Genomic DNA, 21,801 nt, shown 5'->3' on the forward strand with positions numbered 1-21,801 from the left:
TCTTTTTGGTGCGGATAAAATGGGGAGAATTGCTTTAAATGGTATATTATTTGGTGTCGTTAAATTAAAATAACATGCTAATATACAAATAAATATATTGACATAACATTATATTCGTTTTAGGATGATGAAAGCGGTTAACAAACTGGATTACATAAGGAGGACAACATGCTGACACCCAGAGATGATCAAGAAATTTCCCCCTCGATATACGACATGATTGATCAGGTTAACAAACGTATGCCGGACCATCCGGAACTCAACCAAATGTTCAAAAATTGTTTTACCAATACGATGGCAACCACAATTCAGCGCAAAGAAGATGGAACAACTTTTGTGATTACGGGAGATATTCCTGCCATGTGGTTACGTGATTCTGCCGCTCAGGTCAGACCTTATCTGCTTCTCGCTTCAGAGGATGAAGATATTGCCGACATGATCGCTGGACTGGTTGAACGTCAACTGAAATATATTCTCCTAGACCCTTATGCAAACGCTTTTAATGAGACGGAGAGTGGAAAAGGACATCAGGAAGACCTGACGCAGATGAATGATTGGATCTGGGAACGGAAGTATGAGATCGACTCACTGGCTTATCCGATTCAGCTCAGTTATCTCTTGTGGAAGAACACGGGAAGAACAACTCAATTCAATGATACGTTCCGTAAAGCAACCCAGATCATCATGCAGTTATGGCAAGTGGAGCAACATCATGAGACGAAATCACCCTACACGTTCCAACGTCTGGATGCTCCCGAAACCGATACGCTCAGCCGAGAAGGGCGAGGTACTGAAACAGCTTACACAGGCATGACCTGGTCGGGATTCCGTCCCAGTGACGATCGTTGTGAATATGGTTATCTGATTCCTTCCAATATGTTCGCTGTTGTGGCGCTTCGATATGTACAGGAAATTGCTGAAGCTGTGTTCGAGGATGAAACGCTGGCAACGAATGCTCAGCAGTTGGAGGGACAGATCAACAAAGGTATTCAGGATTATGGCACCGTTGAACATCCGGAATATGGAACCATATATGCGTACGAAACGGATGGGAAAGGCAATCACAATCTGATGGATGATGCCAATGTGCCTAGTCTGCTGTCTTTACCTTATCTCGGATATGTGGAGGAGAACGACGAGGTGTATCAGAATACACGCCGTTTCATTTTATCCACGCACAACCCGTATTTTTATGAGGGAACAGCAGCAGCGGGAATCGGTAGTCCGCATACACCGGAAGGGTACATCTGGCATATCGCTTTATCGATGCAGGGGCTGACTACAGAGGATCGCAATGAAAAACTACGATTGCTTCAGCTCATCCATAAGACGGATGCGGATACCGGACTGACCCATGAAGGTTTTTCGGCCAACAATCCACATGAATATACACGTCCATGGTTTTCATGGTCCAACATGCTCTTTAGTGAACTGATTATGGATTATTGCGGATTCCGCGTACAGAAATAGATAGGGAAGCAAGAGATAACCTGCGAGTACATCATAACGTTCGGAGTTCGTTGAATTCCGACAAGAGGAGAGCGAATCATGAGAAAAATATCATTGAAAATGCCGGTAGCAGCAGTTATGACATCCTTGCTCATTCTTACTACAGCCTGTTCGGGCGGAAGCTCAAGCACAGGCACGACCAGTGACGGCAAGAAGGAAGTAACTGTATCGTTCCGTTCTTCAGGATCTGAAGATACACTTACGAAATTCTTCCAATCAGGTTTGGTGGATCAATTCGAGAAAGAAAACCCGGATATCAAAATCAACATTGCGCCTGTACTGGCAAGTGAAGGCGATTATACGTCCAAAATGGTTCTGCAAATGAAATCCCCGGATACGGCACCAGATGTCATTGCCGAAGATACGTCCATTATCAAATCCGATGCTGCTGCGGGATATCTGGAGCCGCTGGATTCACAGGTTCAGGGATGGTCCGATTGGGAAGAACACATCATCGACAACCTGAAGGCAGGAGTTACAGGTGAAGACGGCAAGGTGTACGGCGTTCCGGCTACCTCGGATACACGCGGAATCTGGTACAACAAGGAACTGTTTCAACAGGCGGGACTTGAAGTTCCGTTCAAACCTGCAAGTTGGGCAGAAGTACTTGAAGCAGCACGTACGATCAAGCAAAAACTGCCGGGTGTGACGCCACTTAATATGATCGTGGGCAAAGCAAACGGTGAAGGTGTCACCATGCAAACACTGGAAATGTTGCTCTATGGTACGACGGACACGCTGTATAACGACACCAGCAAGAAATGGGTCGTGAACAGCCCGGGGCTGCTGGATTCCTTCAAATTCATAGATCAAGTTTTTAACACGGATAAAACAGGTCCAACCATGCAGGTTGCCCTGAATGGACAAGCTGGCAGTATTGCATTCCAGCAACAGTTCCCGCAAGACAAACTGGCGATGGCTGTAGATGGTAGCTGGGCAGGTTCGACATGGGCCGAGAACGGTGCTGCTCCAATCGCCAACGTTGAAGAAAAAATAGGTTTTGCACCATTCCCGACACAAAATGGGGAAGAACCTGGAGCAACTACGATGTCTGGAGGATGGGCTTGGTCTGTTCCTGCACAAGCGAAAAACAAGGAAGAAGCTTGGAAATTTATCGAGTTTCTGATGAATAAGGAAAATGCGACTGCTCGTGTAGTGGCGGAAGGCAGCCTCAGCCCACGTAATGATTCCACAGAAGTTGAGGGTTATACGGATCGTCCATATACCAAAGAAGCACAGGAACTTTTGAATGTGGCCCACTTCCGTCCAGCGAACGATCAATATGCAGCGGTATCCGCACAATTGCAAAGCATTGTTGAGAGTATTGCCTCTGGCAAGCTGACGCCGGAAGAGGGAGTTACGCAATTGAAGGACAACGTATCCCGTTCCCTTGGCGCGGACAGCATCGAAGAGAAATAAGGATATCGATATATTCGGAGGGGGAGGCACAATCTCCCCTTTTTCCGGTTCGAATGGAGAGTGACTTATGAAAAGGAAAGCACCAGGCTCATTTCTATTTCTAATGCCTTCCGTACTGTTATTGCTTGTGTTTTTCATTGTTCCCATCATTCTGACGATCTGTTTTGCCTTTACGAATATGGCTCTGACCGGGGCGGCAGCCAAGAGTTTGGAGTTTGTCGGATTCCAGAATTTCATTAATATGTTCCATGATCCGGACTTCCGGATTAGTGTTTGGCGCACGCTGGTTTTTCTCATCTTCTCCGCAGTGATTGGTCAGGTATTGCTTGGGTTCATTCTGGCTCTTCTAATGAAGGAGAAAAATGTGACCTTCCGCCGGGTCATTGGCATCATCGTCATTGCCGGTTGGGTGACACCCGAGATTGTTGTGGCATTCTGTATGGTCGCCTTTTTCAGTGACAATGGTTCATTGAATCAGATCCTCGGCTGGTTTGGAGCGAATCCAGTCTCCTGGTTGTTCAGTTTCCCTATGGTGAGTGTCATTATCGCGAATATCTGGCACGGCACAGCCTTTTCAATGATGGTCTATCAGTCGGCACTGGATGATATCCCGAAGGAAGTTGAAGAAGCTGCGATTATTGACAGTGCCACCGGGTTCCAGATTGTCAGACACATTACGATTCCAATGGTAAAAGGGTCCATCGTGACCAACATGATGTTGGTTACTCTACAGACACTGGGTGTTTTCACGCTGATCTATACGATGACCGGTGGTGGCCCGGGTACTTCGACACAAACCTTGCCGATCTTCATGTACAATCAGGCCTTTGTGAACTATCAGTTTGGATACGGCACAGCCATATCTCTGGTTCTGTTGTTCATCGGTATTGTCGCCAGCCTGTTCTACATGCGATCCATGAAAGTGAAAGTGTAACCATGAAGGAGGTTCGATCCCTATGGTCAAACATGGGCTTCAACGCAAAATCCAGTACGGGATTCTAGTTTTTCTAGGGCTCTGTTTTTTATTGCCGCTGCTCTGGATCATTCTGGCTTCATTTGACCCGAACGCGCAACAGGGTATCAAAATGCCCAGTACCTGGACCATTCAAAATTTCAAGGATGTACTCGGGGATTCGAGCAATCTTCGTTCATTCGGTGTAGGCCTGATTCTGTCGGGAGGGCAAGCGATATTGGTTGTTCTGGTATCGGTTCTTGCTGCTTATCCATTATCCCGTTATGAAATGAGATTCAAAAAAAGCTTCCTGTTATCCATTTTGTTCATGACAGCTCTTCCGATTACTGCCGTGATGGTTCCGGTATTTCAAATGTTTCTGTTCTTCAAAATGCAAAATAGCATCATTGCCACGATGCTGTTCCTGACTGCATCCTCACTTCCTTACGGCATCTGGATGATGAAAAACTTCATGGATTCGGTGCCAATCGATTTGGAAGAATCGGCATGGATTGACGGAGCGTCCGTGTGGAGTAGTTTGAGACGAATCGTGGCGCCATTGATGTTGCCTGGTATTGCAACGATAGCGATATTTACGTTTTCGGGAAGTTGGGGCAACTTCTTCGTGCCATACATCCTGCTCCAGACACCGGAGAAACTTCCGGCATCGGTCACGATTTATCAATTTTTCGGCAGCCACGGTATGGTTGAATACGGCAGGTTGGCTGCATTTTCACTACTTTATACAATGCCTTCGGTTGTGCTATATATCTTCTCCCAGCGTTACATGTCCAAAGGATTCAGCATGGGCGGAGCAACCAAAGGTTAATGACAGGAGGTACGCAACATGACAACCAAAAAGACGGCACATCTCATCTCGCATACCCATTGGGACCGCGAATGGTATATGCCTTATGAACACCATCATGTACTGCTTATTGAGCTGATGGATAAACTGCTGGATACGCTCGATCAGGACCCGGAATATCGCTATTTCCATCTGGATGGGCAGACGATTATTCGTGAAGATTATTTGCAGGTTCGGCCCGAACAACAGGAGAGGCTCGATCGTTATATTCGTGAAGGACGCATTCATTTTGGTCCATGGTATGTGTTACAGGATGAGTTTCTGACCAGCAGCGAGGCCAACTTGCGTAATCTGCTCATCGGTCATCGTGATGCTCGACCCTTGGGTGTGGTATCCAAGACGGGATACTTCCCAGACTCGTTTGGAAATATGGGACAAGCACCGCAGATTCTGCAACAGGCGGATATTCATAACGCGATCTTTGGACGCGGGGTAAAGCCTACCGGATTCAATAATGCCGTGGTTGATGCGGATAGTTACGAATCTCCCTATTCCGAGATGATCTGGCGTTCGCCGGATGGTTCGGAAGTGCTCGGCATTTTGTTCGCGAATTGGTACTGCAATGGGATGGAGGTTCCGGTTGATTCGGAGAAAGCCCGAGCCTATTGGGATAAAAATCTGGCGGATGCCGAGAAGTTTGCCTCGACTCCACATCTGTTGTTCATGAATGGTTGTGATCATCAGCCGATCCAGACGGATCTGCCCGAGGCTTTACGTACGGCGGCTGCGTTGTATCCTGATGTAGAATTTATCCACTCCAATTTTGACGATTACATTGAGGCGGTTACGAAGGAAGTGCCTGAGCATCTGGCGACCATTGAGGGCGAGCTTCGCAGTCAGCATACGGATGGTTGGGGAACACTGGTGAATACGGCATCTGCCAGGGTTTATCTGAAACAGTTGAATCAGCAGGGGCAGATGTTGCTTGAAAAAGTAGCCGAACCACTCGCCGCCATGGCCCATATAGCCGGGGTAAAGGATTATCCGCACCATCTGTTGTCACATGCATGGAAGATGCTGATGCAGAACCACCCGCATGATAGCATCTGTGGGTGCAGTGTCGATGGAGTTCACCGTGAGATGGTGACCCGCTTTGCCAAGAGCAGACAACTTGCAGAGAAGTTGGTTTCCCAGAGTGCGCAGGCGATTGCTGAGTCCATTCATGTGCAACCTGCTGAGGCTTGGGGAGAGGAAGCGGTGCCGTTTACCGTGTTCAACACGAGTGGTTGGAATCGAAATGGAATCATTGAGATGGACCTGATTGTGGACAAAGCATTTTTCCCGGAAGGTCCTAACCCTCAGGCGCTTGCGCAGAAGGTGGAGAAAGATGCACTGCCAGTGTATCAGCTGGTCGATTCGGATGGACGCACATACTCGGCAGAAATCAAGGATCTGGGTGCGCATTTTGGCTATGAACTTCCGAAGGATCGTTTCCGACAGCCTTATATGGCTCGTAAAGTAAGAGTGACTTTCCAGGTGGTGGATGTACCTTCGCTGGGATATAAGACGTATGCTCTCATTCCAGTCGAGAAGCAAGCAGAGATTGCTGAAGTGCCCGATAAGAGTGAACTCATCCAGGTTCAGGGAATGATGATGGAGAACGGTCAATTGCGGGTGACGGTTGAAGAGAATGGTACGGCAACGATTGAAGATAAGGTCTCAGGTGCTGTATACCAGGGATTGAATTCATATGAGAATACCGGTGATATCGGCAATGAATATGTCTACCGTCAACCCGAGGGAGAGACAACGCTGACCACGGAGCATCTGAAGGCGGACCTGCGGATTGTGGAGCAGTCTCCGTATCGGGCAGTTATGCAAAGTGTATTACGCTGGGATATTCCTGCTGGAGCAGATGAACTGTTCGAGCTGGAGAAGCGCCAAATGGTTCCTTTTACAGAACGGAAGGCACAGCGAGTCGAGAACACTGTTCCCTTGGTGATTACGACAACGTATACGTTGGAAGCGGGCAGTAATATAGTCAAGGTAAAATCTGACTTTAACAATCAGGCCAAGGATCATCGACTGCGTGCATTATTTCCATCCGGACTGGTGACAGAGGAGCATTATGCAGATTCCATCTTTGAAATTGCCAAACGTTCCAATACACCGGCAAAGGAATGGGTGAATCCAAGTAATGCACAGCATCAGCAAGCGTTTGTACATGTGACCGATGGTGATCATGGCTTGATGATTGCAAACAAAGGGCTGAATGAATACGAGATTTTACAGCATGAAGAGGGCAGTACGATTGCAGTTACGCTGCTGCGTGCCTCTTCGGAACTGGGAGATTGGGGTGTGTTTGAAACACCGGAAGCCCAATGTCTGGGACCTCAGAGTGTGGAATATGCGATTATTCCATTTGCGGGCGATGCTGCACAGTCAGGTGCATGTGCATCCGCATACGTGTATCCGATTCCGTGGACGACTGTACAGCAAGGGGCACTTGCGTATACATTTGAGCGAGAAAGTCATGCCGGTGCCGATGGGAAAAAGGTTGAACTGCCTCTGTCGAAGCAATGGCTGGCATGGAATGCACAAGGTTCGTCACTAGCCTTCTCCACATTGAAGATCGCAGAGGAAACCGGAGATTTGATTGCTCGCTGGTATAATCTAAACTCCGAACCCGTTGAGTTGAACGTGCAAACTGGATTCGAAACTGCCTCCGTTTATGAGAGCGATGTGCTGGAACGGGTTAAGGGCAAGTTGGAGGGGCATAGCCAGACGGTATCGGGGTACAAGATTGTTACACAAGGGTATACGTTACGTTGAGTTGATTATTGAACATCATAACTATAGAAACCTCCTGTTCACGGTAGCGTGGACAGGGGGTTTTTGTTAGTCAAACATTGTCTTATTGAAGGCTATAGTAACTTTATTGCACGGTACAAGTTCTTTTTATCCAATAAAATAATTAATTTCCAATATAGAAAAATGTGGTATTATTGTGCTAGTTTGTTGTAATGGAGGTAGACCTAATGATCTATATTTTATTTGTATTCATCGTTGTAGTGATTATTACACTTAGCCTTTGGGTTCTGAGTTTAGCACGTAAACAAAAGAAATCAGTGCTGCTTTTTGAGGAGAATTACGACTTAAAAGCCATTACTATCGCAGATATAGACAGGATGGAGGATGGCTCTGGCTTCGAGATGTACTTGTACAGATTGTTAATTGAGTTGGGTTATTCAGGGGTCTATAAAACGTTAGGAAGTCGCGATTTTGGTGCTGACGTAGTTTTCACTGATCGGGAAGGTGTTAGAAATGTCATTCAAGCAAAACGATACTCAACAGAGTATCCAGTTGGCATCAGCGCTGTACAAGAGGTGTTTTCTTGCATGAGATATTATAAGGCTAAGAAAGCAATCGTAATTACTTCATCCCACTTCACAGAGTCGTGTGAGACATTAGCTGGTATTAACTTTGTAAAGTTGATTGATCGAACTGACTTAATTCATGTGATTGAGGCTTTTAGAGACGGTGATATGATTGAGGCGCGTGATATTATTGAAGCGGAACCGAGGATGATCCTTGAATCCTGGTCGGAAGCGAATAGCAATACGCTACATGAGGTTCGAAAAGATTACAAGGCAGAAAAGTATGTGAAAAAAGTGATGAGTAAGTGAAAACAGATAGCATAGTATTCAGTAGAAAAATGATTGATTCCGTTGACTGTTCATACATAACCTAAGTGGGAAGAGGGGGTTCAATTTTAGTGAAAAAAATGAGCTGGATTGCTTTGATTTTAGTCCTGATTTTGTACTTTGTTTCGATGTACTCACTATATTCTCATATGAATAATAAATGGCTAGTTAGTCCTCCTAACTATGTAATTCTAATTCTTTCTATTTTAGGACTTGCTCTAGCCATACTCGGTTTTAAAGATACATCGAACAAGTCTACGAAGGTAAGAAGTTGGATCTCAACGGTTCTATCCTTAGCATTGATCTTCATCCTTTTGGGTGCTTTGTCATTTACATCGATATTTTCTGGGTACAAACAATTACTTACGACTACACATTCACCAGATAAGCACTATACTATAAGTTTCTATAAAACTGATGCTGGAGCCATGGGATCGTTTGGCGTTATGGGGGAATTAAAAGGCCCACTTTGGTTTAAAAGAGTATTTTATTATGAGGGAAAGACGGATCAGGTAGACTTGGAATGGGTTGATAACCATACAATTTCAATTAATGATCAAAAAGTTAATTTATTAAATGGTGAAACTGTACGCCGTAGCCCTTAATTTTATAAGATTTTTTTCTTAACTGATAGCTAAAGTGAAATTCCTTTAAGGAGTTTCGCTTTTTTTGCGTTTCGAGAAAAAGATGGATAGAAGAGAAAGTGATCATCATCAGGAATCCTTTGAGGTTTTTTATGAATGAATAGAAGGAGTTTAACATGTCGCAATTTTATACATTTATTGTCGTGAGTTTCTATTAAAAATAGATTAAGTCTGTGATAACTTATAGATAAATGTCAGAATATTATATAAGATGAATGTAACATTTACACGCAAACGAAGAGTGCAGAACCAATCTGTAGAAGCGAAGCGTTCGCCTTTATCCCCGGATTTTCTCCATTAAGAAAGGATTCAAAAAATACGGGGATAACAGTGATCGTAAGATGGTACTGCAATCGGAGTGGCTGAGTGTAAATTTTACAGATTCACCTTATATCCTATGGAGGTAAGACAACAGTGACCATTCGAATTGGAAAAATTAGCTTGTGGCATGTTCACGCATGGGATTACATCAAGCAGGCACAGGAACATGAGGATACAGTCATCGCCGCTGTGTGGGATGAAGATGCTAAGCGCGGACAGGAAGCGGCTGAACGTTTAAACGTACCATTCTATGCTTCACTCGAAGATATGCTGGCCAAGGATGACATCGATGCCGTTATTGTAGATGCGCCAACCCGCATTCACGAAGAAGTGATCACCGCTGCTGCAAAAGTAGGTAAACACATTTTCACGGAGAAAGTTATTGCGTCGACACAGGCGGAATCCAACAGAATCCTTAATGAGGTAAAGGCAAACAAGGTCAAGATGACAGTCTCCTTACCGCGTCTGAATGCAGGATATACGCTAACGATACAGGATGTGCTTAACCAAGGATTACTTGGTAAAATAACTTATGTAAGAGCGCGTTTATCGCATGATGGAGCGATTTCGAACTGGTTGCCTGAACACTTCTATAATCTGAAGGATTGTCAGGGCGGTGCACTCATTGATCTGGGTTGCCATCCAATGTATCTCGCCAAACTGTTTCTTGGTCAGGAAGTAACTGCGGTTAACGCCAACTTCGGATATATTACAGGCAAAGAAGTGGAAGATAATGCCGTTGCAACCTTGTTTACGGATTCTGGAGCAGTCGGCGTTGTTGAAGCCGGTTTTGTGAACAGCCATTCTCCATTTACGATTGAGGTTCATGGTACGGAAGGTACACTTCTGTACGGAACACCCGAAGAAAAGTTATTGATTCGCACGAAAGCAGCACAGGGACAATATGATGACTGGACTGAACTTCCTTTGGTAGACCAAAGAGAAAGCGCATTCAATCAATGGGTTGCACATATACAGAATGATACGGATGCAACTGAAAACGTGCAGATCGCTATGGAGCTGACCCGTTTGATGGAAGCAGCGAATCTCTCTGCCAAAGAAGGGCGCAGAATCACTCTGAATGAGTTGCAGGGTTAGGTTTACTTAAGGAGGTGTGCAATCTTGAGCCTGTATCCTTATGAGAAAATGCTTGAACGGCAGGATCTCCTGGAGAGACTGGATATTTCAATGGTTTGGGGACATTATGAGATTCGCGTGATGCGATTTCATCTGACTTCTTTTCCAGCGGGCCGAGTTGTGGATTTCCATAATCATGCAGAGTTTGAGTTTCATTTTATCCCAAGAGGTAAAGGTAAAGTTATTCTGGATGATCAGACACATGCACTCTCGGAAGGTATGCTGTATTTGACTGGACCGGGTGTCGTTCATTATCAGGAGGCTGATGCCAAAGAGGACATGGATGAATTATGTCTTCATGTGGATATCGTTCACAAGCCAAGAGAACATGTTGATCCCTGGGAAGCAGCAGAATCCGAGGAAACGATGGAAAAGCTGAGAACGCTTCCGCTTAATCCGGTGAATGATTATCATCGGGCAATGCATTGTTTTTTGGAAGCCTACGAGGCATGTGATCTAAAATTGTTAGGTTATTATACATCGATCAAGCAACTGGTTATCAGCATATTACTCAAAACCGTGCGAGCATACGACACCGGGGGGAATCGACCGGAAGCCCCTGTGCGGGATATGTCGGTTTATCGCTATGAGTATGCAGTGCAGTATATGGAGGCGAATCACCCTTCAGTGGTCACACTGGAGCATGTAGCTGAGAAACTTCATATTAGCAGCAGACAATTGCAGCGAATCTTCTACCAAGTACAGCCGGAGATGCCGTTCAGCCGTGTACTGGAGGATATTCGTCTGCGCGCCGTGTGCCGCAATCTGGAGGAAAGTAACGTATCCATTGAACAGATCGCACTTGCTTCAGGATTCAATAATGCCAACTATTTGCATGCTGTATTTCGCAAACGTCTGGGGATGACCCCGTCGGCTTTTCGCAAAATGAAACAACCAATACTTAAGTGAGGGTGAATATATATGAGTAAAGTATATCGTATCGGAATTATTGGCTGTGGTGGAATCGCGAATGGTAAACATCTGCCGAGTCTGAGTAAACTGGATAATGTTGAACTGGTGGCTTTCTGTGATATCGTTCAGGAACGTGCGAATGAAGCCAAACAGAAATATGGCACTACTGAAGCCGAAGTCTACACGGATTATCAGGAATTGCTCAAGGATGAGTCTTTGGACATTGTGCATGTACTTACCCCGAATATTTCTCATGCCGAGATTTCTATTGCTGCCCTGGAAGCGGGGAAACATGTCATGTGTGAAAAGCCAATGGCGAAGACATCTGCTGAAGCACAGCTCATGCTGGAAGCGGCAGAACGTACCGGCAAAAAACTGACTATCGGATACAACAACCGTTTCAGAGAAGACAGTCAGTATTTGAAGAAGGTGTGCGAAGCAGGTGACCTGGGTAATATTTATTTTGCCAAAGCACATGCGATTAGACGTAGAGCAGTACCAACATGGGGTGTTTTCCTGGATGAGGAGAAACAAGGTGGCGGCCCATTGATTGACATTGGTACGCACGCACTTGATCTGACGCTCTGGATGATGGATAACTATCAACCAAAAGTTGTGCTGGGTACGACCTATCATGAGCTTTCACAACGTGAAAATGCGGCCAATGCCTGGGGCCCGTGGGACCCAAAACAATTCTCCGTAGAAGACTCGGCCTTTGGCATGATTGTGATGGAGAATGGGGCAACGATCATGCTGGAATCCAGTTGGGCACTGAACTCACTGGATGTGGATGAGGCGAAATGTAGCTTGAGCGGTAGCGAAGCGGGTGCGGATATGAAGAACGGACTGCGCATCAATGGTGAGAAATTCAGCCGTCTATACACCAATGAGATTGAACTGAGTGCAGGCGGGGTAGCTTTCTACGATGGTAAGAGCGAGAGCGCACCGGATGTTGAGATGAGAAAGTGGATTGAAGCGATTGAGAACGATCAGGAGCCGGTGGTCACACCGAAACAAGCGCTGGTTGTATCTCAGATCTTGGAAGCACTCTATGAATCTGCTCGCACAGGCAAGGCTGTATACCTGAATAACGCTAGCGAAGCATAGAAAAGGCTTAAAACAATAGATTAGAGAACCCTTTGTCCTGTTATTTGGGGCAGAGGGTTTTTGGTGTTTTGGATACTAGGGCGTATCTGAAAACTCCGAAGGAAGCAGATTTTGCCGAATTTTCGTTCCAAGCCAGGAAGTTTTCCGCAGGCGTGCCGGGGCACGTCAAGGGAAAGTGACGCAGCAGGGGGCGAAAAGGCGGTAAAAGATGCACTTCAGCGAGTTTTGAGACACGCCCTAGCTATTGGTCCATACCAGACTCTATTTCGGCACATATGATGAGAGAAAAATGAGCTGAAAAGAGGGTATGTCTTGACTAAACACAGAACGGGTCATGGTGTTTCCATTGTTGTATGTACCAATCGGCCACAATTTTTTGACAACATCCTGCAAAATTACAATCGGCAACGTTATAAAAGCAAAGAGCTGATCATTGTCCTGAATCATGACAGTATGAATCTGGCATTATACCAAAACCGGGTTCGGAATCTTGCCAATGTTCATGTATATCAAGTTCCGGAGAGCATTTCCCTAGGACAAAGCCTGAACGCTGGCATGACAAGGGCACGCTTTTCGTTGATTGCCAAATTTGATGATGATGACTACTATTCGCCGTATTATTTAACAGAGCAGGTGAGAGAACTTAGACGGACCAAAAGTGATATTGTGGGTAAACATTCGTGCCTCGTCTATTTGGGCGCATCCAAGACATTGTTGGTCAGATCTCCTGCTGAAAAAAATAAACCGGTTGAATTTGTTCAAGGGGGCACTATTTTATTCAAAAGAGAGATCTTGAAAAAAGTCCGCTTCACGGACCGTTCCATAGGGGAAGATGTGACCTTCCTGAGACAATGCAGAAAAAGAGGATTCAAAGCGTACGCGACCTCTCCTTACAATTATGTCTATCACCGCAGACAGAACAAAAAGAGTCATACCTGGAGAGCGGATGACAGCTTTTACCTGAGGGGAAGCAAAAAACTTGCGGTTACAGAGGATTTCAGACCCTTTGCCAATAAGAAGTTATAGAGGAGAATAACGAAAGCGAAGATGCATCTGCTGCGTGTAGATGCGTCTTTTTTGTGCCAAAATGCTTCAATTTGGAGGTGGTTAGAAAAAAAATATGAATTTACTTGAAAAAAAGTATTGCATATAAGTTTAGTCGGAATTATATTAATGGTATAAGGTCTAGACCATATACAGATCGGAGTGTTTAGATGTCCAGTACGTTTTCATTTCGTTTTGAGAAAGTATCTACCAAAAAGGTTAGTGAATTCATTAGGGAACAACTGGAAGAAGCCATTATTTTGAAAGAATTAATGAGTGAAGAACAGCTTCCAGCCGAGCGAGATCTGGCAGAGATTTTTAACGTAAGCCGGATTACCGTTCGTGAGGCACTCTCTTCACTGGAAGAGAAAGGCTTGATTGAGAAAAGGGTGGGTGCCAAAGGCGGAACATTTGTACTGCCTCTGACAGCCAATTCGCATAAACGGACCAGAGAAGAAATTAAACGGGATTGGTCACAGATGCTGAAGGTGTTCGAATATCGAACCATCATCGAGCCAGAGGGAGCTTTTCTCGCTGCTGAGCGGATCACCGCAGGCGAACTGGAGTTGCTTGAGGGTTACATGGAGCAAAGTATAGAGCCAGACTGCACAAGGGAATGGTTCAGGGCGCTGGATGTGAAATTTCATCTAACCATCTCCAAGGCTTCGGGGAATCCATACTGCGAGAGAGCCGTCAGACAGATCCGGACGAAAATTAATCCGGCGCTTGACTTGATGCCTTATGATGACCGGATACGTACCGTCAACCACGGTGTACATATGGAGATTCTTGAAGCATTGAAAGCCCATGATAGCACTAAGTCTAAGGAGACGATGAAAAGGCATATCGAATTCTCAGCGGATGCAATCTATGCCCGTTTGGTTTCTGAATCGGACAAAAATGAAGGGAATGACAGCAAATGAATCGTTCAGAACTAATACAGCTGGCTCAGCCACTACAAGCCCAGTTAAGTGCTTGGCGCAGAGATTTACATGAGCATCCGGAGATCGGTTATGAGGAGCATCGCACATCTGCTATCGTAGCTGAGCATCTGGAAAGCCTGGGGTTGGAAGTTACACGCAATGTCGGACAGACCGGGGTTACAGGCCTGCTTCGCGGAGAGACCGACGGACCAACCTTTGCTTTGCGTGCAGACATGGATGCCTTGCCAATCCAGGATCAGAAAGCGGTGGAATACCGTTCGCAAGTAGAAGGCAAAGCGCATCTGTGTGGGCATGACGCTCACACCTCCATCCTGATGGGAGCCGCCCAACTGCTTACTGGTCTTGGAAGACCGAAGTCAGGCAACATCAAATTTATTTTCCAGCCAGCAGAAGAGGGACTTGCAGGTGCAAGAGCCATGATCCAGGACGGCGTTCTGGAGAATCCAAAGGTTGATGCCATCGCAGGATTACACATGACACCTGGACAGGACACGGGAACCTTGGGCGTAAGTCAGGGCGTTGCTTTTGCATCAGCTGATCCCTTGATTATCAAGGTGTTTGGCAAGGGTGGCCACGCAGCTCGTCCGCATGAGGGTATTGATGCAATCGCGGTATCCGCTCAGGTCATCACCGCATTGCAAAATATCGTCAGTCGGATGGTTGATCCACTTGAACCGGCAGTAGTCACGATTGGCAAAATCACGGGAGGTTATATGGGAACAGCCATCGCCCCCGAAGTGGAGATGATCGGTACGGTTCGAACACTCTCACCTGCCATTCGTGAGCGGATGCCAGCTTTGATCGAGCAGGTTGTTAAAGGGGTCTGTGATTCATTCGGAGCTGGGTGCGAAGTTGTCTACGGCGATGGATACCCTGTTGTCGTGAATGATCTCGGCATGGTTGACCTGCTAACAGAGACTTGTGATCAGGTTAATGCGGAGAAGGGATGGACTTATATCAAACCCTCCACAGGGGGCGAGGATTTCGCGTTTTATTGTGAACAGATTCCGGGTGTGTTTTTCAGACTAGGATCTGGGAATGATGAGGAACGTACTCGTTATCCACTCCACCATCCCATGTTTGATCTTGATGAGACAGCGATGCCTTATGGTGTGGGCATGTTGTCTGCAGTAGCACTTGAATTTTTGGCACGGAATACAACTTCTGAGGGGGAGCAATCACAATGAAAAAAAGACAATGGACAGGATTGTGGATCACGTTACTGGCAGTCGTAATGGTACTCAGCGCTTGCGGAGGAAAATCGACAAGCACAAATGATGGTTCCGCAACAGAAGGAACGGGCAGTGGAAGCGCAAGTACAACACTGACCGTTGCTGCGGCAACCGATATTGAGAGTTTCGATCCGCACAACAACAACAACACTTCCAGTGAGGCGGTTCTGGTCAACGTTTTTGATTATCTGATCAAAAATGACAGTGAACAGAAAAAAGTTGCGGGACTTGCGACATCATGGGATCAAGTCGATGATACAACGTGGAGATTTAAGCTGCGTGAAGGTGTTACCTTCCACAATGGCGATCCATTCACTTCAGCAGATGTAAAATACACGCTGGAGCGCGTAGCCAAGGACGAGACACTGAAACAAAACAGTTATTTCAAAAATATCGTAGAAGTTAAAGTGGTGGATGACTATACCGTAGATATCATCACAGATGGTCCAGATCCGTTGCTCCTGAACCGTCTGTCCAAAATGGGAGCAGGCATTCTGCCAGCAAAATATATTGCGGATAAAGGATTCGATGCTTTCCTGAAACAACCAGTAGGCACAGGCCCTTATAAGTTCAGTAAATGGACCAAAGATGATCGTGTGGAACTAGTAAAAAACGAGAACTACTTTGACGGTGAACCAAAATGGAATGAAGTGGTATTCCGCGTTATTCCTGAAGCCTCCACACGTGTATCCGAATTGCTTGCTGGTGGTGTAGATGTGGCGTCTTCCATTCCCTCCACTGACATTGCCCGGATCGAAGGCGAAGCAGATAAGAAGATTGTCAAAGCGCCAATCCAGCGTGTGCTTCAGTTGATATTCCGTCAGACAGAAGGTAGCATCACAGCTGATCCGAAAGTACGTGAAGCGATTGACCTGGCTATCGACAAACAAGGGATCGTGGACAGCATTGCCGGCGGAGCAGGTATCGTAACCCGCACATCCGTAACACCAGGCAACTTCGGTGCTGATCCTTCATTGTACAAAACATCACTTTATGATCAAGCAAAAGCCAAACAGTTGCTGCAAGAAGCTGGCTATGCGGAAGGTGAAGCCGAGATGACTATCTCCGTTTCCGCACAATACAAAGAACAGGCTGAAGTTGTTGCAGCAATGCTGGAACAAGCCGGATTCAAAATCAATCTGGATGTCCTGGAAGCAAGTGCATTCAGTGAACGTTACAGCTCCAAATCATTCAAAGAAATCTTCATGATTGGTATTGGTAACTCCTTGTTCGATGCTTCGAATAACTACAATCGTTATATGTTGGAAGAAGCAAAAGGCGAGTCGGATTACAACAACCCTGAAGTAGAGAAACTGCTTCAATCGGCATTGGTGAACATGGACCCTGCGTCTCGTGAGAAAGAGTATCAGCAAGTACAACAGATCTTCTCTGAAGAACGCCCAGCCGTATATCTGTACCAAATGGAAGGTGTCTACGGAACAAATGCTAAAGTGAACTTCGCGCCACGCAGTGACGAGATGTTCTATGCTGACGAGATTACACCTGTTGCACAGTAACATCGGGTATAACAACCGGTCATTGAAAAGATAGGCCGTGAACGGCAGGGACTGGATAACCATGTTCCTGCCGTTCTTTTTTAAAAGGGAGGTGAACAAGGAATGGGCAAATACGTACTTAAGTCACTACTGCAGATCATTCCGGTGCTGTTCATTGTTTCATTAATTGTGTTCATTTTGGTTCGAGTCACCGGTGATCCGGTTGCGCTAATGTTGCCTGAAACGGCTACCGCTGAAGATCGTGCTGTCTTGACGCAGGCACTTGGTTTGGACCAGCCTTTATATACGCAATACGTGAAGTTTCTGGGCAGTGCGATACAGGGAGACTTTGGTCAATCTTTTCGCTACAATCAGCCTGCGTTAGAGCTTGTGCTGGAGAGATTGCCTGCCAGCTTTGAACTGGCTGTAGCCGCCATGTTTTTTGCTGTACTTATGGCTGTGCCACTTGGAGTCATTTCAGCTGTCAAACGCAATACGTTTACCGATCTCATTATTTCAGGAATATCCGTCATTGGTAAGGCGATGCCAAACTTCTGGATGGGGATTATGCTTATCCTCTTGTTCTCCGTCATGCTGGGCGTATTGCCGGTATCCGGTCGCGGAGGATTGTCACATCTGATCTTGCCGGCCTTTACACTTGGTGTTGGACTGGCTGCGCAGATGACCCGACTGATTCGCTCCAGCATGCTGGAGATTCTCAACCAGGACTATATTCGAACAGCTCGTAGCAAGGGGCTTGGCCGGATGGTTGTCATTGTAAAACATGCATTTCGGAACGGATTGATTCCGGTCGTGACAATTATGAGTTTGCAGTTTACAAGTCTGATCGGGGGCACTTTGATTACGGAAACGGTATTCTCCTGGCCTGGACTGGGTCAGTTGCTGGTCGTTGCAGTCAACACACATGATATGGCGATTGTACAGGCAGCGGTGTTTGTCATTGCCTTTATCGTTGTAGTAATCAACATCTTGACGGATGTAGCTTACAGGCTACTTGATCCGCGCATCAAATACGACTAGAAGGAGGTGCAATCATATGACAGGCAGCAATGAAATGCCAATTCCGGGTACAGAACAGGAACAAGACAATGGGCGTGCACCAACGGGATTTCGTTATATCTGGCAACAACTGATCATCAGCAAGACCGGAATGTTTGGTGCTGTGCTTGTATTGTTGGTTGTGTTAATTGCCATAGGTGCACCTCTATTGACAAGTCATGATCCGGCAGCGGTGAATCCGCTGGGCCGACTTAAACCACCAGCATGGCTTGAGGGCGGAACGGCCGAATACTGGCTGGGCACCGATAATCTCGGCAGAGACATGTGGAGTCGAATTGTATATGGTGCCCGAGTTTCCTTAATCGTGGGGATGGGTGCCGTGATTGTGTCAGGAATTATTGGCGCGATTCTGGGGCTGGTATCCGGATTCTACGGGAAATGGCTGGATGCTGTTATCATGCGTGTAGGTGATGCATTCATGGCGATTCCAACCATTCTGTTCATGCTTGTTGTGATGGCAATTGTTGGCCCGGGTATTACAACGTTGATCTTTGTCATCGGGGTGACGAACTGGGTTCCATTCACCCGTGTGGTAAGAAGTGAGGTTCTTAGTATCAAAGAGCGTGATTTTGTTCATGCGGCCAGATCGATTGGCGCGAAGAATGGAAGATTGATTCTGAAACACATTCTGCCGAATATCCTTTCATCTTTTATCGTCATCTGCGGTATGAATGTCGGCACAACGATTATTATGGAAGCTTCACTCAGTTTCCTGGGCCTGGGTATCAAACCACCTGATGTATCCTGGGGAGGGATGCTCAGTGATGGCAGACAATACGTTGCTACAAGCTGGTGGGTCGCTACATTCCCGGGACTAGCGATCACATTTACCGTACTCGGTGTTATTTTCCTTGGAGATTGGCTGCGTGATGTGCTTGATCCACGTACGGAGACAACCCATAAATAAACGGAGAAGGGAGCCATCATTATGAATCAAAGACCAATTATGCCGGAGGATCTGAGTCACTACCGTTGGATAAGTCAGCCGGTGATCAGTCCTAACGGACAAGTGGCTTATGTGGAACAGACCATAGATCAGGATAAAAACGAATATAATACACAAATTCGAGGGATTTCGCTCGATGGTGATGAAGATATTGCACTTTCGGATGGAACAAAAGATTCCTCACCTGCTTGGTCGCCGGATGGCACACAGCTCACATTCATTCGCTCAGTGGATGGTGGCAAAGGACTATGGACGCTCCATTCAGATCAAAAAGAGCCGGTCATGCTGATATCTCCCGCACGTAAAATATTGAGTTATATCTGGTCGCCGAACGGGCAGTACATTGCGTTTACCAGCAAAGTACAACCGGAGGACCAACAGAAGAAAGCAGACGTCCAACAGGAGTCTGTACCTGAGCTGCGAGGTAAAGTCTTCGAGCGTACAACGCCGAAGGCGGAAGGGGCTGGCTGGTGGGACGGTCAATACAGCCAGTTGTTTATATATGAGATCAAAAGCGGGGAAATCACGCAGGTGACTTCCGGGCTATGGAATATCAGCGCTCCGGCGTGGTCGCCAGATAGCCAGCAGCTTTCTTTCATTTCGAAGCAAGTAGAGGACGAGGAGCTTGATGCGGATCTGCTTTACTTTACCGATATATACAGCGTTCGATTGGGAGAGAGTGATCTGTTCAAAGTGACGGATTCCAGTCTGGCGATAAGCCAATTCTCCTATTCGTCCGACGGGCAACAGCTGATCCTGATCGCCAGTGATCGTGAGTATGGAAGCGGGAGCCACAACAGCTTATACGCTGTTCCCGTTCATCGAGGTATACCCAGGCCAATCGCACCTCAATTAGATATGCAGATTGGTAACGCGGCGCTTGGAGATATGAAGTCCGCAGGTGCGTCACCTTCTCCTATCTCGGATGCCCATCATCCGGAACGCGGTGTATTCGTACTTGGAACACATAACGGGAATGTGGACGTGTACCGTATTCAAGAAGATGGGGCGTGTCAATCCGTTACGGGCGCTGGTGAAAAGGATGTGTATCAGTATACCTTAACGTCAGATGGTACATCGCTGGTTATCGCTGCGTTGACAGATGAACACCCTGGAGAGTTATATCGCGTGGATATCGACAGTGGTGAAATGTTCAGACTCACCCGCAGAAATGATGAATTCTTGGCTGAATTAGCTGTTAATGTGCCTCTACGTGTAGAGTTTAAGTCTTCCGATGGATGGCCGCTTCAAGGTTGGTTAGCCACACCGGCAATACGTGACACCAATGGGAAACTGCCACTGATTTTGCAGATTCATGGTGGACCCCACGCGATGTATACGGGTACATACAGTCATGAAATGCAGACACTCGTTGCGCAAGGGTACGCTGTGCTGTGGATCAATCCTCGCGGAAGTATGGGATACGGTCAGGAGTTTGCCAGAGCTTGCCGTGGCGACTTTGCCGGAGGTGATTACCGGGATCTGATGGAAGCTGTTGATTATGCCCTGGCTACATACGATTTCCTTGATGCTTCACGTCTGGGTGTGGCAGGTGGCAGTTATGGAGGAGTGATGACCAACTGGATTGTAGCGCATACCCACTGTTTCAAGGCGGCTGTAACCCAGCGTTGTATCTCCAACTGGTTGTCCATGTATGGGACGAGTGATATCGGAATTTCCTATGTCGAGGGAGTCATTGGTGGTAATCCGGCGGAAAACGCTGAATTCCTGTGGTCCCGTTCACCTCTTGCCCATGCACATCACATTGAGACGCCACTTCTGATCATGCACGGAGAGCAGGACTATCGGACACCGATTGCGCAAGCGGAGGAATTATATACTACGCTAAAACGATATGGCAAAAAGACCAAACTGATTCGTTATCCAGGTTCCAACCACAGTTTGCTGAAAAGCGGTAAACCTTCACTTCGGATCGATAGCTTCCAACAGGTGAATGCCTGGTTCAATCAGTACCTCGGGAATGAGGAGGGCGAGCAATGAGTCGAACTCAGCTGTCCATTCCTGTAGGGCTTCTTGTAGAGAATGTTCTGACAAGTGGGGAACCAAAAGAAGTGATTATTGAATGTTTACAACGTCGAGACTATTCCCGTTTGTTGCCTCTGGTTAAGGAATCCGCGATGGATTTTGATGAAAGACTACAGACAGCAGATGATATCGGAGACGATTGGGAAAAGGCGATACGTCAAGGTTATGAGTTCAAGTTTTTGCATATTAACGGGTTGAAACGATTGCTCGATTTCCGGTTTGACCGTAAGGTGGATCGGGATTACGTTCAAGATGAGTTGTCTCTGAAGAATATTCGTTTGACCGCACAAGAGATTGAACTGCTACAATCGTTAATTGGCAGGCAGTGGATCGTGCAAGCAGAAGAAACAGAGGCAGCAGAAGAAGGTAGCAAAGAGAGTGGGATATCCTCCCGCATTCCTGTCCGTATTCAATTGAAGTTCCCTTAATATGGACCAAGAAGAAACCGCGATGATCGCGGTTTTTTTGCTATGTACAGGTAGAAATGAGGATGACTCAAT

General features: G+C 46.4%; 18 protein-coding genes. All 18 read left to right on the forward strand.

Annotated elements, in window-relative coordinates; genetic code table 11:
- Positions 1-168: 168 nt before the first annotated feature.
- The 18 genes from MKY01_RS14240 (at position 169) to MKY01_RS14325 (ending at position 21,729) form a co-directional block, all read left to right on the forward strand.
- Complete coding sequence (locus MKY01_RS14240; RefSeq protein WP_339286738.1) at positions 169-1,470, forward strand: glycoside hydrolase family 125 protein; 1,302 nt, start codon at positions 169-171, stop codon at positions 1,468-1,470.
- A gap of 78 nt (positions 1,471-1,548) precedes the next feature.
- Complete coding sequence (locus MKY01_RS14245; protein WP_315372530.1) at positions 1,549-2,928, forward strand: extracellular solute-binding protein; 1,380 nt, start codon at positions 1,549-1,551, stop codon at positions 2,926-2,928.
- A 67-nt stretch (positions 2,929-2,995) separates the two neighbouring features.
- Positions 2,996-3,862 carry a sugar ABC transporter permease gene (locus tag MKY01_RS14250; RefSeq protein WP_101314027.1) on the forward strand — a complete coding sequence of 289 codons (867 nt, stop codon included), beginning with the start codon at positions 2,996-2,998 and terminating at the stop codon, positions 3,860-3,862.
- Positions 3,863-3,884: 22 nt separating this feature from the next.
- The gene (locus tag MKY01_RS14255; RefSeq protein ID WP_036608291.1) at positions 3,885-4,709 is read left to right on the forward strand and encodes a carbohydrate ABC transporter permease; all 825 of its coding nucleotides are present in this window, start codon (positions 3,885-3,887) and stop codon (positions 4,707-4,709) included.
- A gap of 18 nt (positions 4,710-4,727) precedes the next feature.
- The gene (locus MKY01_RS14260; protein WP_339286739.1) at positions 4,728-7,520 is read left to right on the forward strand and encodes an alpha-mannosidase; all 2,793 of its coding nucleotides are present in this window, start codon (positions 4,728-4,730) and stop codon (positions 7,518-7,520) included.
- A 206-nt stretch (positions 7,521-7,726) separates the two neighbouring features.
- A complete protein-coding gene (locus tag MKY01_RS14265) occupies positions 7,727-8,374 on the forward strand; it encodes a restriction endonuclease (RefSeq protein ID WP_339286741.1) in 648 nt (215 codons plus the stop codon).
- 98 nt (positions 8,375-8,472) lie between these two features.
- Positions 8,473-8,997, forward strand: a complete 525-nt coding sequence (locus MKY01_RS14270) for a DUF5412 family protein (RefSeq protein WP_339287170.1) — start codon at positions 8,473-8,475, stop codon at positions 8,995-8,997.
- A 453-nt stretch (positions 8,998-9,450) separates the two neighbouring features.
- Positions 9,451-10,455 carry a Gfo/Idh/MocA family oxidoreductase gene (locus MKY01_RS14275; RefSeq protein ID WP_339286743.1) on the forward strand — a complete coding sequence of 335 codons (1,005 nt, stop codon included), beginning with the start codon at positions 9,451-9,453 and terminating at the stop codon, positions 10,453-10,455.
- A gap of 24 nt (positions 10,456-10,479) precedes the next feature.
- A complete protein-coding gene (locus MKY01_RS14280) occupies positions 10,480-11,403 on the forward strand; it encodes an AraC family transcriptional regulator (RefSeq protein ID WP_339286744.1) in 924 nt (307 codons plus the stop codon).
- A 12-nt stretch (positions 11,404-11,415) separates the two neighbouring features.
- Positions 11,416-12,513: a Gfo/Idh/MocA family oxidoreductase gene (locus MKY01_RS14285; protein WP_339286745.1), complete on the forward strand. Its 1,098-nt coding sequence runs from the start codon at positions 11,416-11,418 to the stop codon at positions 12,511-12,513.
- Between the two features lie 312 nt (positions 12,514-12,825).
- Positions 12,826-13,539, forward strand: a complete 714-nt coding sequence (locus MKY01_RS14290; RefSeq protein WP_339286747.1) for a glycosyltransferase family A protein — start codon at positions 12,826-12,828, stop codon at positions 13,537-13,539.
- A gap of 188 nt (positions 13,540-13,727) precedes the next feature.
- Positions 13,728-14,480: a FadR/GntR family transcriptional regulator gene (locus MKY01_RS14295; RefSeq protein ID WP_127545888.1), complete on the forward strand. Its 753-nt coding sequence runs from the start codon at positions 13,728-13,730 to the stop codon at positions 14,478-14,480.
- The gene (locus tag MKY01_RS14300; protein WP_282321539.1) at positions 14,477-15,688 is read left to right on the forward strand and encodes a M20 family metallopeptidase; all 1,212 of its coding nucleotides are present in this window, start codon (positions 14,477-14,479) and stop codon (positions 15,686-15,688) included. The genes MKY01_RS14295 and MKY01_RS14300 overlap by 4 nt, the downstream gene beginning before the upstream one ends.
- Positions 15,685-17,250 carry an ABC transporter substrate-binding protein gene (locus MKY01_RS14305; RefSeq protein ID WP_127545891.1) on the forward strand — a complete coding sequence of 522 codons (1,566 nt, stop codon included), beginning with the start codon at positions 15,685-15,687 and terminating at the stop codon, positions 17,248-17,250. The genes MKY01_RS14300 and MKY01_RS14305 overlap by 4 nt, the downstream gene beginning before the upstream one ends.
- 102 nt (positions 17,251-17,352) lie before the next feature.
- Positions 17,353-18,270 (forward strand): ABC transporter permease, encoded by a 918-nt coding sequence (locus MKY01_RS14310; protein ID WP_017688654.1) that lies wholly within the window; start codon positions 17,353-17,355, stop codon positions 18,268-18,270.
- Positions 18,271-18,286: 16 nt separating this feature from the next.
- Positions 18,287-19,216: an ABC transporter permease gene (locus MKY01_RS14315; protein ID WP_036670788.1), complete on the forward strand. Its 930-nt coding sequence runs from the start codon at positions 18,287-18,289 to the stop codon at positions 19,214-19,216.
- 21 nt (positions 19,217-19,237) lie between these two features.
- On the forward strand, positions 19,238-21,256 hold the full coding sequence (locus MKY01_RS14320) for a S9 family peptidase (protein WP_339286750.1): 2,019 nt from the start codon (positions 19,238-19,240) through the stop codon (positions 21,254-21,256).
- Positions 21,253-21,729, forward strand: a complete 477-nt coding sequence (locus tag MKY01_RS14325) for a hypothetical protein (RefSeq protein WP_339286751.1) — start codon at positions 21,253-21,255, stop codon at positions 21,727-21,729. Before MKY01_RS14320 ends, MKY01_RS14325 begins: the two co-directional genes overlap by 4 nt.
- Positions 21,730-21,801 lie beyond the last annotated feature (72 nt).

Source organism: Paenibacillus sp. FSL R5-0486 (assembly GCF_037975155.1).
In the GTDB taxonomy this organism is placed as follows: domain Bacteria; phylum Bacillota; class Bacilli; order Paenibacillales; family Paenibacillaceae; genus Paenibacillus; species Paenibacillus amylolyticus.